17 protein-coding genes, 1 rRNA gene and 1 riboswitch are annotated in these 16,168 nt (G+C 42.2%); of the genes, 14 read left to right on the top strand and 4 right to left on the bottom strand.

Translation table 11 applies throughout. From position 1 onward, the window contains the following. Nucleotides 1–111: 111 nt before the first annotated feature. The 12 genes from rrf to ung all read left to right on the top strand — a co-directional run bounded on the left by rrf (nucleotide 112) and on the right by ung (nucleotide 9,744). Nucleotides 112–226: ribosomal RNA gene (rrf, locus tag NYF15_RS11380) — 5S ribosomal RNA — on the top strand. A gap of 323 nt (nucleotides 227–549) precedes the next feature. Beyond that, nucleotides 550–978, top strand: a complete 429-nt coding sequence (locus NYF15_RS11375) for an FKBP-type peptidyl-prolyl cis-trans isomerase (RefSeq protein ID WP_371353613.1) — start codon at nucleotides 550–552, stop codon at nucleotides 976–978. An 83-nt stretch (nucleotides 979–1,061) separates the two neighbouring features. Further along, nucleotides 1,062–1,679 (top strand): histidine phosphatase family protein, encoded by a 618-nt coding sequence (locus NYF15_RS11370; RefSeq protein ID WP_371353612.1) that lies wholly within the window; start codon nucleotides 1,062–1,064, stop codon nucleotides 1,677–1,679. Nucleotides 1,680–1,739: 60 nt separating this feature from the next. Then, nucleotides 1,740–1,808, top strand: a riboswitch (cobalamin riboswitch). Nucleotides 1,809–1,911: 103 nt separating this feature from the next. After that, the gene (locus NYF15_RS11365; protein ID WP_371353611.1) at nucleotides 1,912–2,742 is read left to right on the top strand and encodes an ABC transporter ATP-binding protein; all 831 of its coding nucleotides are present in this window, start codon (nucleotides 1,912–1,914) and stop codon (nucleotides 2,740–2,742) included. Continuing rightward, nucleotides 2,735–3,724: an iron ABC transporter permease gene (locus NYF15_RS11360; protein ID WP_063706221.1), complete on the top strand. Its 990-nt coding sequence runs from the start codon at nucleotides 2,735–2,737 to the stop codon at nucleotides 3,722–3,724. Before NYF15_RS11365 ends, NYF15_RS11360 begins: the two co-directional genes overlap by 8 nt. 3 nt (nucleotides 3,725–3,727) lie before the next feature. Further along, nucleotides 3,728–4,789 carry a nicotinate-nucleotide--dimethylbenzimidazole phosphoribosyltransferase gene (gene cobT, locus NYF15_RS11355; RefSeq protein WP_371353610.1) on the top strand — a complete coding sequence of 354 codons (1,062 nt, stop codon included), beginning with the start codon at nucleotides 3,728–3,730 and terminating at the stop codon, nucleotides 4,787–4,789. After that, the gene (locus NYF15_RS11350; RefSeq protein WP_371353609.1) at nucleotides 4,743–5,597 is read left to right on the top strand and encodes an adenosylcobinamide-GDP ribazoletransferase; all 855 of its coding nucleotides are present in this window, start codon (nucleotides 4,743–4,745) and stop codon (nucleotides 5,595–5,597) included. The genes cobT and NYF15_RS11350 overlap by 47 nt, the downstream gene beginning before the upstream one ends. Beyond that, a complete protein-coding gene (cobU, locus tag NYF15_RS11345; protein ID WP_371353608.1) occupies nucleotides 5,594–6,121 on the top strand; it encodes a bifunctional adenosylcobinamide kinase/adenosylcobinamide-phosphate guanylyltransferase in 528 nt (175 codons plus the stop codon). Before NYF15_RS11350 ends, cobU begins: the two co-directional genes overlap by 4 nt. After that, a complete protein-coding gene (locus NYF15_RS11340) occupies nucleotides 6,121–7,605 on the top strand; it encodes a cobyric acid synthase (protein WP_371353623.1) in 1,485 nt (494 codons plus the stop codon). Before cobU ends, NYF15_RS11340 begins: the two co-directional genes overlap by 1 nt. Nucleotides 7,606–7,614: 9 nt before the next feature. Beyond that, nucleotides 7,615–8,214, top strand: a complete 600-nt coding sequence (gene cobO, locus NYF15_RS11335) for a cob(I)yrinic acid a,c-diamide adenosyltransferase (protein WP_371353607.1) — start codon at nucleotides 7,615–7,617, stop codon at nucleotides 8,212–8,214. A 1-nt stretch (nucleotide 8,215) separates the two neighbouring features. Then, nucleotides 8,216–9,073: a cobalamin-binding protein gene (locus tag NYF15_RS11330; protein ID WP_130150999.1), complete on the top strand. Its 858-nt coding sequence runs from the start codon at nucleotides 8,216–8,218 to the stop codon at nucleotides 9,071–9,073. Then, on the top strand, nucleotides 9,070–9,744 hold the full coding sequence (ung, locus tag NYF15_RS11325; protein ID WP_371353606.1) for a uracil-DNA glycosylase: 675 nt from the start codon (nucleotides 9,070–9,072) through the stop codon (nucleotides 9,742–9,744). Before NYF15_RS11330 ends, ung begins: the two co-directional genes overlap by 4 nt. Before the next feature lie 34 nt (nucleotides 9,745–9,778). Here ung and NYF15_RS11320 read toward each other — a convergent pair whose 3' ends face one another. Both NYF15_RS11320 and tal read right to left on the bottom strand, forming a co-directional pair. Further along, nucleotides 9,779–9,970: a DUF3545 family protein gene (locus NYF15_RS11320; RefSeq protein ID WP_062570233.1), complete on the bottom strand. Its 192-nt coding sequence runs from the start codon at nucleotides 9,968–9,970 to the stop codon at nucleotides 9,779–9,781. A gap of 186 nt (nucleotides 9,971–10,156) precedes the next feature. After that, a complete protein-coding gene (gene tal, locus NYF15_RS11315) occupies nucleotides 10,157–11,107 on the bottom strand; it encodes a transaldolase (protein ID WP_130151001.1) in 951 nt (316 codons plus the stop codon). A gap of 221 nt (nucleotides 11,108–11,328) precedes the next feature. Between tal and yaaA the strand changes: the two genes are divergently transcribed. Further along, on the top strand, nucleotides 11,329–12,108 hold the full coding sequence (gene yaaA / locus NYF15_RS11310) for a peroxide stress protein YaaA (RefSeq protein ID WP_371353605.1): 780 nt from the start codon (nucleotides 11,329–11,331) through the stop codon (nucleotides 12,106–12,108). 129 nt (nucleotides 12,109–12,237) lie between these two features. Beyond that, nucleotides 12,238–13,173 (top strand): mechanosensitive ion channel family protein, encoded by a 936-nt coding sequence (locus NYF15_RS11305; RefSeq protein WP_371353604.1) that lies wholly within the window; start codon nucleotides 12,238–12,240, stop codon nucleotides 13,171–13,173. A gap of 1,054 nt (nucleotides 13,174–14,227) precedes the next feature. Here the strand turns inward: NYF15_RS11305 and serA are convergent. Both serA and rpiA read right to left on the bottom strand, forming a co-directional pair. Continuing rightward, nucleotides 14,228–15,457: a phosphoglycerate dehydrogenase gene (serA, locus tag NYF15_RS11300; protein WP_130151005.1), complete on the bottom strand. Its 1,230-nt coding sequence runs from the start codon at nucleotides 15,455–15,457 to the stop codon at nucleotides 14,228–14,230. 14 nt (nucleotides 15,458–15,471) lie between these two features. Further along, nucleotides 15,472–16,125: a ribose-5-phosphate isomerase RpiA gene (rpiA, locus tag NYF15_RS11295; RefSeq protein ID WP_130151006.1), complete on the bottom strand. Its 654-nt coding sequence runs from the start codon at nucleotides 16,123–16,125 to the stop codon at nucleotides 15,472–15,474. Between the last annotated feature and the right edge of the window lie 43 nt (nucleotides 16,126–16,168).

The following is a 16,168-nucleotide window of genomic DNA, read 5'->3' as shown; positions in this document are numbered from 1 at the left end:
CAGCGCCGATGATAGTGTGGCATTTGCCATGTGAAAGTAGGACATCGCCAGGCTCTAAATTCAGTCGCAAGACTTTAAATTAAAAATAATAAGAAAATCAAACAGAATTTTCTTGGTGACAATAGCGTTTTGGACCCACCTGACCCCATGCCGAACTCAGTAGTGAAACGAAACAGCGCCGATGATAGTGTGGCATTTGCCATGTGAAAGTAGGACATCGCCAGGATCCTAATTAAAGAAACCCGTTGCAGTAATGCAACGGGTTTTTTCGTATGTCGTCGCGCTCTATCCGCGAACAGGCAGCCCATGACGCGGGATAAGGCTGCCCCAACACGTTTTTCGTCGGGATTTTAAATCGCGTGTAGACTTTTAGCCGCAAGCTACCAGCTGAAACACAGAGACATTAGATATTAAGTGTCAGCTGATCTGTGCGGGTGTTTGGCTGAGTCTCTCAGCACTTACCCTGCTCATTCTTCACACTTCCACTTGCTTCAGTTACGTTGTTATGCGATAAAGCGTTTTATATTTGTAATACAATTTAGGTTTGCTGTGTCTCGTAAGAAAACGACCAAGTCAAAAGGCTCTTCAGGTTTAAACCGTAAAAATAGTGAAGCATTCATCGCTAAATTCTCATCTCACCCAGATACGCATCTGTGCCCGTCGGGTTTAATGTATAAAGTGATTGATGATGTTGAGGGAGAACGCATAACAGAGTTTGATACTGTGGCTATTAACCAACGTATTATGCTCGCTGATGGCAGTGTCATTGCCGACAGTTATAAAGCGGGTATGCCTGAGGTGTTCGCTTTATCTGAAGCAATCGAAGGGTTAAGAGAGGGTTTGCTATTAATGAATGTCGGCTCTCGTTATGAATTTGTGATCCCCCCAGAACTTGCTTGGGGTAAAAAAGGTAACGGTGGCAAAATTGGCGCAAATGCAGTGCTACATTTTGACGTTCGTTTAATGCGTTTAGCTTAACTCTCTTTGCATAACTCCCTTAGCATAAGTCGACAGAGTACTTAAAACGCGTTAACGTTCACTATGGTTTACTGAGGAACATTATGGACGCATTTACTTCACGAGTTTACTTTCTTCGCCATGGCGAAATCGCTACGCCAGGCATTCTTGCTGGGCAAATAGATGTTGAATTATCGGAGCTTGGTCTTAAGCAAATGCGCCAAGCTTCTGTCGAGCTCATAAATTTAAATGCCGTATATAGCTCTCCGCTCAAGCGTTGCTCAGTCCACGCTGATTATTTAGCAAATCAACACTCGCTGCATGTACAGTACAATAACGCGCTGAAAGAGTTTCATTTTGGTGATTGGGATGGCCAAGATTACCAACAGCTTTGGCAGCAAACCAGTAAACCTCATATCGGTGATTTTTGGCAGCACCCCTGGCAAGTAAAAGTACCCAATGGTGAATTTATGGCAGACTTTTACGCTCGGGTAGAGGCATGGTGGCAAACATTTTTACAATCACTGTATGAATCTAAGCATGAACAGTCATTGGTAATTAGCCATGCTGGTGTGATTAAACAAATTCTCGCTATTGTTTGTCAGATGCCAAAACAATCAGCTACGCATTTAAATGTTTTCCATCTCCCTTATGCAGGGCTAATTACACTCGATGTATATATAGATGAACAAGGGCAAGCTTGGCCAAAAATTGTTTTTTAGCCATCTAGAGCGATATTCATTGAATTATTTACTTAGCCCGCCATAATACTCATATGCTATGGAATGGAGTGAAATTCTCCAGCTGTTCCCGCAACTGTAATCCATATAAATATATGGTCAGCCAGATACTTAGCGCTAACAATTAATCATCGAGCGGGTCAACTCACGTCATTTTCTGGTACTTACCAGTACTTTCTTGTGCGTTGTGCTTACTCGCCAAGAGAGAAAAAGCTTGCAACAAAATAGCCTTAGCGCTGCGCCATTGATATCAGTGTCTGATTTAAGTTGGGGTACTGCGAATAAAATCATACTTGAATCAATTAACCTTGAGTTAAAAGCAGGGCAATTTATAGGTTTACTTGGCCCTAATGGGGCGGGTAAATCAAGCCTGCTGCGCTGCCTTTATCGTTACTTGAAACCTCAGCAAGGGGCTGTGCTGCTAAGCGGTCAAGATATCTGGCAAATCAGTGCTGATGAGTATGCAAAGCAGGTTGCTGTGGTTTTACAGGAATCACCATCGCAGTTTAATTTGTCTTTATTCGATGTGGTGAGTTTAGGCTTAACACCTCATAAGCGACTTTTTAGCGGCACGTCTGCCAATGATAAGCAACGAATATATCAAGCGATTGAGCAGGTTGGTTTATCTCATCACAGTGAACAAGCATTTGATTCGCTCTCAGGTGGCGAAAAGCAAAGAGCGCTCATTGCGCGCTCTATCGTACAACAACCTAAGCTGTTGATTATGGATGAGCCTACCAGCCACCTTGATGTTAAATACCAAATTCAAATAATGGAATTAGCGAAGTCCCTTGATGTAACTGTGCTTGCCTCTTTCCATGATCTAAATCTCGCAGCGGGTTTATGTGATGAGCTACTGGTGATTGATGAAGGTCGCTTGGTTTGTCAGGGGCAACCAAAAGCGGTGCTAACAGAGCAGCTGTTGAGCGATGTATTTGGTGTCTGCGCAGCGGTATCTGCTCATCCGCAATCAAGCACTGATAAGTTTATTCCGCATATAACTTATTTCTATGGTTATCAGACACAGGAGCATCAACATGACTGATGCAATGCGTTTAAGTATCTGTGTTGTCGTAGGGCTTATTAGTTGTTTTTTAGCACTGAGCTTTGGTGCTGCAAATACGCCACTGAGTGACGTTTTTAATGGTCTGTTTAGTCAAGGTAGCGATGAATTTGTGCAGCGCATTATTTGGCAGTTGCGTATGCCAAGAACAGTGCTGGCATTTTTAGCTGGATCTGGGCTTGCTCTTGCGGGATTAATTTTGCAGACCGTAACCCGAAACCCGCTTGCTGACCCTTACTTGTTTGGTATTTCTTCTGGGGCTTCATTTGGTGTGGTGTGCTTTATAGCCCTAACCGGTGTGAGTTTTGGCTTTAGTATGTCAGTTGCTGCATTTGCCGGAAGCTTACTTTCTATGCTGTTGCTTATTGCTATAGCAGGGCGTCGTCATGTTGGCCAAGTTGAAGCTATGTTACTCGCTGGTGTTGCTTTATCTTTTTTATTTAGTGCTCTGACTAGTCTGCTGCTTTATTTTAGCGATCCACAAGCTATCACCGCTATTTTATTTTGGACGATGGGCAGTTTTTCTCGTGCCCAGTGGGACACTCTTTGGCTGCCATTTGCCGTTATTATTGCCTGTATGACGCTGATGATTGCATTTCGTCGTCAGCTAAATGCAATGCTGCTCGGTGATGAAAGTGCTGCGACTTTGGGTATTCATGTGCAACGCTTTCGGATCATGATGCTGCTGCTAAGTTCATTAATTACAGCAGTGCTTGTTGCTATGTGTGGGGGCGTTGGTTTTGTCGGCCTGATGATCCCACATATTGTGCGCTACTTTTCACCACAAGGCAGCAGCCATAACTTAGTTATGACATCCTTGGTCGGTGGCATTTTTATGGTGTGGGTAGATGTGTTGTGCCGAACCCTACTGAATAACCAAGAACTACCCGTAGGTGTGATCACAGCCGCTATCGGTAGCGTGTTCTTTTTATTCTTACTTTATTTTCGTAAACAGAGCAGGTAGTTAATGTTTAATATCATGCCTATTGATCAGCAATTTTCAGCTGTAATTCAACAAAAAATAGATCTTAAAACAAAGCCGTTAGGCGCTTTGGGTCAGCTTGAAAGTTGTGCTAAACAATTAACGCTTATTTTTTCAAAGCAGCTTGATAGTGAGCAGGCGCTAGTTGCCTTTAAACCGGTTATTTCAAACCCTTCTCTAGTTGTATTTGCAGGTGATCATGGTGTGGCAAGCCAAGGTGTGTCGATTGCTCCTAGCAGCGTTACATCGCAAATGGTGGCAAACTTTGCAGCAGGAGGCGCTGCAATTAATGTATTTTGTCGCCAGCTTGGCTGGCAGCTAGAAGTTGTTGACGCTGGAACACTCAGTACTTCACACGATAAAAGTGTGCATAACCAGCGTTTAGGTGAAATCACTGCACCACTGAATACTGAAATGGCCATGTCACTTAGCCAGGTTGAAAAAGGGTTTGAATTAGCAAAGCAGCGAGTTCATTCACTCTATGAGCAAGGCTGCAATACCATCGCCTTTGGTGAGATGGGCATTGGCAATACCACAAGTACTGCGGCATTAATGGCTGCCTTGTTGTCGTTACCTGCCAGCCAATGTGTAGGTAAAGGCACTGGTGTGAGTGACGAGGTTGTCGCTAAAAAAATCAAGGTTGTCGAGCAAGCCCTTCAATTACATCAAGCTCATTTTAGCGACCCACTAATGACGCTCGCTGCATTAGGCGGTTTTGAAATTGTACAGATCACCGGTGCCATTTTAGCTGCTGCGGAGCTTGGTATAGCGGTGATTGTGGATGGCTTTATTTGTACCGCAGCGGCGCTTGTTGCAACTCGCATTAATGCAAACGCTCGCGATTACATGTTATTTGCTCATGCCTCAGATGAGCAAGGGCATAAAGCAATGCTCAATGCCTTGCACGCATCGCCTTTATTGCAGCTTGATTTAAGATTAGGAGAGGGCACTGGGGCTGCGCTTGCCTTACCTTTACTGCAAGCATCTTTGGCGTTTTACAATGACATGGCAAGTTTTTCCGATGCCAATGTTGAGCAAGTTGTCTGATATGAGCGCTGAACATCAGACTTCAAACACAACCCCAAGTCAGCTTCAGCTATTTTTGCTGGCGCTTAGTTTTTTAACGCGTATACCTGTTAAATTAAACTTTGAGGTATCGAGTAAGGCACTCAATCAGGCTAGCCGTTATTTTGCATTGGTCGGGGTGTTATTAGGTGTACTTTTAGCGCTGAGTTTTTTACTGCTAAGTTGGTTATTTCCCGCAGCCATTGCAGTCACGTTAGTTATGGCGTTTAGCTTGGTAATCACAGGGGCATTTCATGAAGATGGCCTTGCTGATGTCTGGGATGGCTTTGGTGGTGGTTGGCAGGTTGTAGATAAGCTGAGCATTATGAAAGATAGTCGCTTAGGTACCTATGGTGCTGCGGCGTTAGTAATAGCTTTATTAATTAAGTACCAAACTCTCGTCGCACTTAGTGAAGTAACCAGCACTCTGATTCTTGCACTTGTTTTAGGGCAAAGCTTAAGCCGTGTTGTAGCAACAAGTTTAATTGCAGACATGGACTATGTAAGTCAGGACGCCACATCTAAAGTAAAACCAATTGCGATGCATTTAAGCACGCAAAGTTATCAAATACTGTTAGCAACAGGCGGTGCGGTGTTAGCAATTGCATGGTTGTTTTTTGGCTTCACTTTAGGGCAAATATTTATAATCGTCAGTGTACTTTTTGTTACTCGATTACTATTAAAGCGCTGGTTTGAAAAACAGTTATCTGGCTATACCGGTGATTGCTTGGGGGCTGCCCAGCAAGTATCTGAGCTTGTTACCTACCTTTGCTTGGTGAGTCTATTATGAGCCAACAACATACTTTAATTTTAGGTGGTGCTCGCAGCGGTAAAAGCCGTTTTGCTGAGCAGTTGGCAACAAATTCAAACAAGCCGCTTATCTACATTGCCACAGCAAATGCAGGTGATGAGGAAATGGCTGCCCGAATTAATAGGCATCAAGCAGAACGCGCTAAGCATTGGCAACTTGTCGAAGAGCCTTTGTATTTGGCTAAAGCACTACAGCAACACAGCCAAGCTGGAAACTGTATTTTAGTGGATTGTTTAACCCTTTGGTTGAGTAATTGCCTATGCCAGCAGGGGGAAGCATTTTGGCTTAAGCAAAAAGCGGCCTTACTCGATGTGCTAGTGCAATTGCCGGGTGAGGTGATTTTTGTCAGCAATGAAGTGGGTCATGGTATTGTGCCGCTCGGTGGATTAAGCCGTCAGTTTGTTGATCATTCAGGTTGGTTGCATCAAGCCTTAGCACAGCAAGTTGCACGTGTTGAGTTTGTGATTGCAGGTCTTGCACAAACCTTAAAAAGAGAACAATGATGAAAACATTAATGGTGCAAGGCACGACCTCAGATGCAGGTAAAAGTACCCTTGTAGCAGCACTTTGCCGGATCTTTGCTGAGCGAGGCATAAAGGTTGCGCCCTTTAAGCCACAGAATATGGCATTAAATAGCGCCGTAACCGCAGATGGTGGCGAGATAGGTCGCGCACAAGCTTTGCAAGCTGTGGCGGCAAAAGTGCCCGCAGAAGTCGATTTTAACCCTATCTTATTAAAACCTAACAGCGATACTGGGGCGCAGGTAATCGTTCATGGTAAAGCGCTGTCGAATATGGAAGCGGGCAGTTATCACGATTACAAAAAAGTGGCGATGGATGCAGTTCTTACTTCGCAGCAGCGCTTAAGTGAGCGTTTTGAATTACTGGTTGTGGAAGGTGCTGGGAGCCCTGCAGAAATTAACCTGCGAGAAAACGACATTGCTAATATGGGTTACGCTGAGGCGGTTGATTGCCCGGTGATCATTATTGCCGATATCGATAAAGGCGGCGTGTTTGCTCATTTAGTCGGAACATTAGCGTTATTGTCAGAATCAGAGCAAGCGCGAGTAAAAGGCTTTGTGATTAACCGTTTTCGGGGTGATATTACGTTATTGCAAGGTGGCCTTGATTGGTTAGAGCAGTACACAAACAAGCCAGTGCTTGGGGTGTTGCCTTATTTACATGACTTAGCACTCGATGCTGAAGATGCCGTTGCTATAACTAATCTGGTCGATAAACCGCAATTACGCATAGCAGTGCTGCTACTTCCTCATATCAGTAATCACACAGACTTTGACGCACTGCGATTACAACCCGAAATCGATTTACAGTATGTACGTCATACCCAGGCTATTCCAGGTGTTGATCTGATTATTATCCCTGGCAGTAAAAATGTACTTGGCGATTTAGCGTTTTTAAAAAATGAAGGTTGGCATAAACAAATAACACGTCATCTACGCTATGGCGGTAAAGTGCTTGGTGTATGCGGTGGGCTGCAGATGTTAGGTAACTACCTTGCTGATCCACATGCTGTGGAGTCTAATTTAGGCTGCGCAGATGGCCTAGGCCTTGCTGACTTTGAAACCCAATTAGGGCAACAAAAAGTACTAAGCCAAGTCTCTGGTATTCTTCATTTAAACAATAGCGATAAAGCAATTTCAGGTTATGAAATTCATGCCGGTATAAGCCAAGGGCCCGCATTTGAAAAGCCATTTTTAAGTTTTAGTAATCACCCAAGTGGATTTAAAGTAGATGGTTTTATTAGTGATGATAATCAAGTAGCAGGTACTTACTTACATGGCTTGTTCGATACCCCTGAAGGCGTATCTGAGCTAATAACTTGGCTTGCACCAAATAGCCAAATTAAGCCGATTGATATTAATTTAAACCGTGAACAGCAGTTAAGCCGTTTAGCAAACGTGGTAGCAGAGAATCTCGATATTGAACAAATCATCAATATTTATGAGAATTTCAATTTAGAGGCATAAGGAACAACAATGAGCGAACAGAATCAAGATAAGCACCAACAGCGTCAGCAAAAAGTAAAAGAAAAAGTCGATGAACGTATTGCTGCTGCGCAAAAAGAGCAGGGTATTTTTCAGGTTATAACTGGCAACGGTAAGGGTAAATCGACTTCTGGATTTGGTACTGTCGCACGTGCGGTAGGTCATGGAATGAAAGCCGCTGTGTGTCAGTTTATTAAAGGCACATGGGAGTGCGGTGAACGCAACCTACTGGAACAAGCGGGAGTTGAATTTGTTATTATGAACACTGGTTTTACTTGGGAAACACAAAACAAAGAGTCAGATACCGCTGCTGCGCAGGTGACATGGCAAGAAGCGAAAAGAATGCTGAAGGATGACTCGATTAACCTCGTTATGCTAGATGAAATAACCTATATGATCACTTACGGCTATATTGATTTAGACGAAGTGCTAGAAGCAGTTAGCTCTCGCCCTGCTATGCAATCGGTGATAATTACAGGTCGTGGTGCGCACCGTAAACTAATCGACTTGGCTGATACAGTCAGTGAAGTTAGAAACGTAAAACACGCTTTTGATGCAGGAATAAAAGCGCAAAAAGGGTTCGATTATTAACATGAAGGCCATCAAGTTTGCACTCTTAGGTGTTTTATTTTATTTACCAACATTGGCTCAAGCTCATGAAATTAAACAGCCACAGCGTATTGTTGCTTTAGCGCCGCATATCGTTGAAAACCTATTTGCGATTGGAGCAGGAGAGCGCATTGTTGGTACCGTTGACTATGCAGACTTTCCTCAGCAAGCGAATGATATCGAACGGGTAGGTGGCTATTACGGTATTAACATGGAAAAACTGTTGTCGTTAAAACCCGACCTTGTTTTGGCTTGGAAAACGGGCAATAAAGCCGACGATCTCGCTTACATTGAAAAATTAGGCATTCCGGTAGCGTACAGCAACCCAAATCAGGTTGATAATGTGGCTGATGAGCTGCGTAAACTAGGCACACTTACGCATTTGCAAACACAAGCAAATAAAGTGGCTAAAGAGTTTGAAGTTAAGCTGAGTGCTATTCGTGCAGCCCAAGAGGGTAAAACGACCGTTTCGGTGTTTTATCAATTATGGCCAGAGCCGATGATGACAGTGGGCGGAAATACTTGGATCAATCAGCTATTAACCATTTGTCATGCGGATAATGTGTTTGCTAATAGCGATACAGACTACCCGCGCATTAGTATTGAAAACGTATTGGTAGCAGAGCCAGAAGTCATCATTATCCCAGATGAAAAATCGAAAAAGCCTCAGCCTAAAATTGATTGGCGACAATGGCCAGAAATGCCAGCGGTGCAGCATAACCAATTTATTAGTGTGAACGCAGATTTATTGCACCGTTTTACAACCCGTATGCTTGATGGTTTGACTGATATGTGTGGTAAAATAGACGTTTCTCGTCAGCAAATACAGGCTTCAAAATGAACGATTGGCAAACATTTTTAGATACTGAGCTTGCTAAACCTTACATGCAAGAAACCTTGCAATATGTGGCAGATAGACGTGCAGCAGGCGTTAGCGTTTATCCAAAAGATGAACAGGTATTCTCAGCTTTTGATGCTACACCTCTTAATGAAGTTAAGGTGGTTATTTTAGGTCAAGATCCTTACCACGGAGAAGGCCAAGCCCATGGTTTGTGCTTTTCGGTATTGCCTGAAGTTAAAAAGTTACCTCCTTCTTTGAAAAATATGTACAAAGAGTTGGCAACCGATATTGATGGTTTTGAAGTACCTCACCATGGCTATTTGCAAAGCTGGGCCGAGCAAGGTGTGTTTTTACTTAACACCGTACTGACGGTCGAGCAAGGGCAGGCTCACTCTCATAAGCACCTTGGCTGGGAGCAATTTACCGATGCAGTGATTGCGCTTATCAATCAACATTGTGAGGGGGTGGTGTTTATATTATGGGGCGCACATGCTCAGAAAAAAGGTAAACACATTGATACCTCGCGTCATCATGTGATTCAAGGTCCGCATCCATCACCGCTTTCTGCTCACCGTGGCTTTTTTGGTTGTCAGCACTTTTCAAAAACAAACCAGCTACTTAGCAATCAAAATAAAACGCCAGTAAATTGGTCTTTACCACAAATTCTATAACAGAAATGCAAAAGGCCCAATTGGGCCTTTGAATTTACAAAAAGTCTAGCTCATCAATAGCAATACTATCTGTAAAGTAGTCTAACTCCTGTAGTTCTTTGCGTAATCTATGCTTATCTTTTAACGCTTCGATTTCACGCCATTTTCTCTTCTTATTTTTTGTAGAGGTCTTTCTTGTTTTATTAGGACCTTCTAATATTTCTAAAATATCGTCTAGGCTATCCATGAACTTCTCCTATTGATTTTTTGAACCTCGGAAATACCTATACCACAGGCTGCTTAAAAATAGAATAAAAAAGTGACAATACTGTTACAGAACTGTGATTGATAGATGAATAGATCAAGAGTTTAGTTATTTTAGAAACAAAAACGCCACCGAGCGGTGGCGTTTCAAAAAATGCTGCTGTTCGAATTACATCGCTTTAAAGCGAGCTTCTAATTCAATTTGAGCTTGTGCGAAAGAGCGGATACCTTCAGCTAGTTTCTCTGTTGCCATTGCATCTTGGTTGTGTAACCAGCGGAACTGGCTTTCAGTTAGCGGTGCTGGTTTTTCTTCAACAGTAAAGTCGCTCTCTAGTAGGTACTCTTGTGCATCCGTTAATTGGCCTAACTCTTCTAAAAGAGCAGGGCTAATCGTTAACTTATCACAGCCTGTAAGCGCGATGATCTCACCTGTGTTACGGAAGCTTGCGCCCATAACAACCGTTTTGTAATCGTGGCGTTTGTAGAATTCGTAAATGCTACGCACTGATTGCACACCAGGATCGTTTAGCGGATCAGTTGGTTTTTCCATACCGTTAGCAACATGCCAATCTAGAATACGGCCAACAAATGGTGAAATTAAAAATACATTTGCATCGGCACATGCGCGGGCTTGTGCTTCAGAGAATAACAGCGTTAAGTTACACTTAGTGCCTTCTTTTTCAAGCTGTTCTGCGGCTTTGATACCTTCCCACGTTGATGCAACTTTGATTAAGATTTTATCTTTGCTCACGCCTTCTTTTTCGTAAAGGCTCAGTAAAGTGTGAGCTTTGTCGATAGTCGCTTGGGTATCAAATGATAAACGAGCGTCTACTTCTGTTGAGATATAGCCTGGAACGATTTCGCTAATTTCTTTACCGATTAATACAGCAAAGTAATCACATGCTAACTCAAGTTGTTTAGCTGCATCTTGCTCGGTCTCTTTAGCGTACTGCCACGCTTTATCTAAATAAGGCTTATACGCTTCAATTTCACTGGCTTTTAAAAGTAAAGATGGGTTTGTTGTTGCATCTTCTGGTTGGTGCTTTTTGATAGCTTCGATATCACCTGTATCTGCAACAATAGATGAATGCTGTTTAAGCCTTTGTAGTGCTGAAGTCATTTGCTTTCCTCATTCCAAGCAAGTTAAAAGAAATTCCATTATAGCGGCCTTAATACTGCAACACTATGACAGTGTTTAATAGGTTATATGTCCTTAATTTAGAAAACCAAGGCATTAGGTGTAAAAATGCAGTGTATCAAGGCAGGATGAAACAAAACGTGCATTTTGATTCAATTAATGTTGAAATTGACATCAAACAAATTACAAGTCAATAGCTAACTATGATCACTGTTATTTCACCTGCAAAAAATTTAGATTACGAAACACCAGCCACGACCGATAAATTCACTCAGCCTGAATTACTCGAGCACAGCGAAGAGTTAATGTCAGTTTGCCGTGATTTAACACCTGCTCAAATTGGTAGCTTGATGAAAATCAGCGATAAACTAGCTGGTTTAAACGCAGCACGTTTCGCTGAGTGGTCACAGCCCTTTACGCAAGATAATGCAAAACAAGCAGTGCTGGCTTTTAATGGTGATGTGTATGGTGGTTTAGATGCTGCAACATTGACAAGTTCAGAGCTAGATTATGCACAATCTCACTTACGTATTTTGTCTGGTCTTTACGGTGTGCTGAAGCCGCTTGATTTAATGCAAGCTTATCGCCTTGAGATGGGCACAAAGCTTGAAAACCCACGTGGTAAAAACCTCTATGAATTTTGGGGCAGCGTGATAGCCGAACAACTTAATACTGTGCTTGCCGAGCAAGATAGCAAGTATTTAGTTAATCTTGCTTCTAATGAGTATTTTAAAGCGGTTGATAAAAAAGCCTTAAATGCACAAATTATCACGCCACACTTTAAAGACTCTAAAAACGGCCAATATAAAGTGATCAGCTTTTATGCGAAAAAAGCTCGTGGCATGATGGCGCGTTACATCATTGAAAATAAAGTTACCCAATTGAGTGATTTAAAAGATTTCACCGTTGCTGGTTATTACTTTAGTAGCGATGCAACAGCAAAAGAATTAGAGCCTGTTTTCTTACGCGAAGAGCAGAACTAATTTTTTAGTAAAATGAATTAGAAGAGCCGTGCCAAGCACGGCTTTTTTATGGTTTTAATATACTAAATTAGAAATGGCGTTCATTTTGCTAAATACTTTGTTGAGCAATTAATTCAACAAGGTATAAAAATGCTAAAAATTCCGTCAGTAAGTGAAGCTGAAAAGCTGATAGAAGAAAAACTCGGTGGCTGGGTTGATATCATCATAAGCCATATTCCAAACTTTATTGTCGCAGTCATTATTACTATCGTGTTTTCATTGCTGGCGCGTATTGTTGGTTCAATGCTCAGAAAGCTATTACGCCGCTCGCTAGAGTCTTCGCAAATAGCAGACTTAATGTCATCGATAGTAAAAGTCATCGTGTTATGCGTAGGCTTATTTGTAGCCCTTGATTTCTTGGGGCTCAGAGGGACTGTCACCTCATTACTCGCGGGTGCTGGTATAGTTGGCCTCGCCATTGGTTTTGCTTTTCAGGACATGACAGAGAACCTTATAGCGGGTATTGCTATGGGAATCCGCAAGCCATTTAAAACAGGTGATGTAATTCGCACCGAAAGCGTGTTTGGTACTGTACGCGCGATTAACCTTAGAAACACTCTTATCGAGAACTTTTATGGGCAACTTATCTTGGTGCCTAACAAGATTCTGTTTAGAAATATACTTAGCAATTACAGTACTTTAGGTGTGCGTCGTATCGAAGTGCCTGTGGGTATTTCGTATGCTGACGACCCAGAGCAAGCCGCTGAGGTTATTGTTAAAAAAATCAATGAGTTTGATTTTGTGATTAAACAAGAAGAAACCGCCGTTTACGCCGAAAGCTTTGGTGATAGCAGCGTTAACTTACTGGTTTGGTTTTGGATTAAATACCCAGGTGAAGCGGATTTCATGACCGTTCGTCACAAGGCTGTTGTGGCAGTTAGAAACGCGCTAAGCGAAGCTGACATGACCATCCCATTCCCAATCCGCACGTTAGATTTTGGTATCAAAGGCGGCGAGAAATTAAACGCCATGATAAGCGAAAAACAGCAGGATAAAGACGCAGATACTCAAGCAACCGATGAGTAAAATTTACTGACTTATTGGCGTGATTTACACAGGGAAGTGTATTTGAGTGGCTAGGGCGTTGCATGGTATTTGTTCCTAGTTTATTTTCGCCTAGATAAAATGAATCGCTTTTGCCTTATAGAAAACTATATTTTAAATCAAAAAACAGATCCAATCAGGTACCCTACAGCAAAATTTGGTGTTAATAGTAATGTTGGGTTCAATCAGTTATTGAGTGTTCAGGCGGAAAAGTTAGTGGTGACATGAAAGGACTTGATATATCAAACTCTAAAAGAGTACCAAAGACATATTTTATGCCATTTTGTACCGTAAAACCAGAATTAAAGTAAATTAAGCTTGGTGGCGTAAATGAATAAGAAAAAATTTATTATAGCGTTACTTGTCTGGTTTATAGGGTTACCTTTAAGTATAGCTGTGAGTTATATTTTAAGAATAATAGGTGATTATAATAGTCTAGGTATGCCCGAGGTAGTTTGGTTTACTATGCATATAAGCCTTTATTTATTATCGATAATATTAATTAATTTTTCTTTGCAAAAACTTAATTTTGTAAAGAAGTTAACTTCAATGATAATGATCTCATTTGCCTACGCAGTTTATTATTTGGGATTAACATGGCTTTATATTATTGAATCAGGCATTGATTCGGTGTGAAAACTGTACTAACAAGGCGCTTAAACGAAAAATTACAGTTGGCTCGCGCTTCGCGCATTATAGCCGAACTGTAGTTTTCCGCTTAGCTTAGCGTTACTTCCATAGTAATTTTTACGCGAAATTTACTTAATACAAACCGACGACCTAAAACTTTTTTGTCCAAAAATGAGCTTGTTCCCACGTCTGCTGTTTACTAAAAACAATGCTGCTGTGCTTTTAGATAACTTCTTCGCGCGTTCACGCGAAATAAATTTCACGCCTACGGTGAGGTATTTTTGACTTAGTGATCAAGCTTGATGCTAGTGGCTTTCGCTTTGCTTAGACCAACCTAAAAAGTAGTAACAAAAAAGCGCAAGCAGTTAAACTGCTTGCGCTTTTTAATGATTCGATATGCGAATGATTAGTGGAGGATACGTGCTCTGATTGTACCTTCAACGGCACTTAGTTCTTTAAGGGCTACTTCAGAGTGATCGGTATCTACATCGATGACCACGTAACCAATCGCTTCGTCAGTTTGTAAGTACTGGGCGGCGATGTTGATGCCGTGCTGTGCAAACGCTTGGTTAATTTGCGTTAGAACACCTGGGCGGTTGTGGTGTACGTGTAATAGGCGGCTACGGTTTGCAAGCTCAGGTAGTGATACTTCAGGGAAGTTAACCGCCGTAATGGTTGAACCATTATCTGAGTACTTAGCGAGTTTACCAGCTACTTCAATACCGATATTTTCCTGAGCTTCTTGTGTTGAACCACCAATGTGTGGCGTTAAAATCACGTTGTCGAACTCGCGCAGTGGTGATACAAATTCTTCATCATTTGATTTTGGTTCTACAGGGAACACGTCGATTGCAGCGCCGCTCAGCTTTTTATCACGTAGTGATTCTGCTAGTGCATCGATATCAACAACCGTACCGCGAGACGCATTGATTAAGATGGCACCTTGCTTCATTACTTCAAGCTCTGCCATACCAATAAGATTCTTCGTTTGCGGTGTTTCTGGTACGTGTAAGCTAATCACATCGGCACGTTGTAATAACTGAGTGAGGTTATGAACTTGTGTTGCATTACCCAGTGTTAGCTTGTCTTCAATATCGTAAAACTCAACGTTCATACCGATGTTTTCAGCCATGATCCCTAGCTGTGTACCAATGTGACCGTAACCAATAATACCTAATGTTTTACCACGAGCTTCGAATGAACCGTTGGCAGATTTTAACCAACCGCCACGGTGCGCGAGAGCATTACGCTCTGGAATACCGCGAAGGAGTAATAAAATTTCACCTAGTACTAATTCTGCAACAGAACGAGTGTTTGAGAATGGTGCGTTAAATACCGCAATACCACGCTCACGGGCGCCTTGCAGATCGACTTGGTTAGTACCGATACAGAAGCAGCCGATTGCCACGAGCTTATCAGCTGCTTCTAATACCGCTTCATTAATATGAGTGCGAGAACGAAGTCCTACAAAGTGCACATCTTTAATGCGCTCAATGAGCTCGTCTTCAGGTAAGGAGGTTTTTACGTAATCAATATTACTGTAGCCATTACGCTTAAGCGTTTCGACAGCACTTTGATGCACGCCTTCCAGCAAGAGAATTTTAATTTTGTCTTTTGCTAACGATACCTTACTCATATCCTCATTCCTATTTACTTGATTTGCGGCCCATTTTTGGTGCCGATAATGACTTTATCTGCACCGCGATGGGCAAATAAGCCGTTTGTTACTACACCCACAATCTGGTTGATTGTTAGTTCTAATTCTTTGGCATTGCTGATATCTAAATTGTGCACGTCTAAAATGACGTTACCGTTATCTGTTACAACACCTTCACGGTAAACAGGATCACCGCCTAGTTTTACGAGCTCACGAGCTACATAGCTGCGTGCCATTGGGATCACTTCAACCGGTAGTGGAAAAGCCCCTAATGTTGTTACTTCTTTAGATTCATCAACAATACAAACAAATTGTTTTGCGACTGCTGAAACGATTTTTTCACGTGTCAGCGCTGCACCACCGCCTTTGATCATTTCGTTGTGTGGGTTGATTTCGTCTGCGCCATCAACATACACATCAAGGCTTGATACCTCGTTTAGTTCAAACACTTCAATACCCAGTGCTTTTAACTTTTCAGTTGAAGCCTCAGAGCTTGAAACCGCACCAATAAGGGTGTCTTTTACAGTACCCAGTGCATCAATAAAATGATTGACTGTTGAGCCTGTACCTACACCAACAATGGTGTTTTCATTTACAAACTCGAGTGCTGCCCAGGCAGCGGCTTTTTTTAATTCATCTTGCGTCATAATTATGTGCTCAGTTAGCTGTCAGAGAGGGTCTATAGTATAC

This window comes from Pseudoalteromonas sp. 68 DY56-GL68 (assembly GCF_041414825.1).
Taxonomy (GTDB): domain Bacteria; phylum Pseudomonadota; class Gammaproteobacteria; order Enterobacterales; family Alteromonadaceae; genus Pseudoalteromonas.
This window is presented reverse-complemented; position numbering and strand designations above follow the sequence as displayed.

Bases quoted from the DNA above. Each gene is read 5' to 3' on its own strand.
- rpiA (WP_130151006.1), bottom strand. From the start codon at position 16,125: ATGACGCAAGATGAATTAAAAAAAGCCGCTGCCTGGGCAGCACTCGAG.
- yaaA (WP_371353605.1), top strand. From the start codon at position 11,329: ATGATCACTGTTATTTCACCTGCAAAAAATTTAGATTACGAAACACCA.
- NYF15_RS11360 (WP_063706221.1), top strand. From the start codon at position 2,735: ATGACTGATGCAATGCGTTTAAGTATCTGTGTTGTCGTAGGGCTTATT.
- NYF15_RS11305 (WP_371353604.1), top strand. From the start codon at position 12,238: ATGCTAAAAATTCCGTCAGTAAGTGAAGCTGAAAAGCTGATAGAAGAA.
- tal (WP_130151001.1), bottom strand. From the start codon at position 11,107: ATGACTTCAGCACTACAAAGGCTTAAACAGCATTCATCTATTGTTGCA.
- NYF15_RS11350 (WP_371353609.1), top strand. From the start codon at position 4,743: ATGACATGGCAAGTTTTTCCGATGCCAATGTTGAGCAAGTTGTCTGAT.
- cobU (WP_371353608.1), top strand. From the start codon at position 5,594: ATGAGCCAACAACATACTTTAATTTTAGGTGGTGCTCGCAGCGGTAAA.
- cobO (WP_371353607.1), top strand. From the start codon at position 7,615: ATGAGCGAACAGAATCAAGATAAGCACCAACAGCGTCAGCAAAAAGTA.
- NYF15_RS11330 (WP_130150999.1), top strand. From the start codon at position 8,216: ATGAAGGCCATCAAGTTTGCACTCTTAGGTGTTTTATTTTATTTACCA.
- NYF15_RS11340 (WP_371353623.1), top strand. From the start codon at position 6,121: ATGAAAACATTAATGGTGCAAGGCACGACCTCAGATGCAGGTAAAAGT.
- serA (WP_130151005.1), bottom strand. From the start codon at position 15,457: ATGAGTAAGGTATCGTTAGCAAAAGACAAAATTAAAATTCTCTTGCTG.
- cobT (WP_371353610.1), top strand. From the start codon at position 3,728: ATGTTTAATATCATGCCTATTGATCAGCAATTTTCAGCTGTAATTCAA.
- ung (WP_371353606.1), top strand. From the start codon at position 9,070: ATGAACGATTGGCAAACATTTTTAGATACTGAGCTTGCTAAACCTTAC.
- NYF15_RS11370 (WP_371353612.1), top strand. From the start codon at position 1,062: ATGGACGCATTTACTTCACGAGTTTACTTTCTTCGCCATGGCGAAATC.
- NYF15_RS11320 (WP_062570233.1), bottom strand. From the start codon at position 9,970: ATGGATAGCCTAGACGATATTTTAGAAATATTAGAAGGTCCTAATAAA.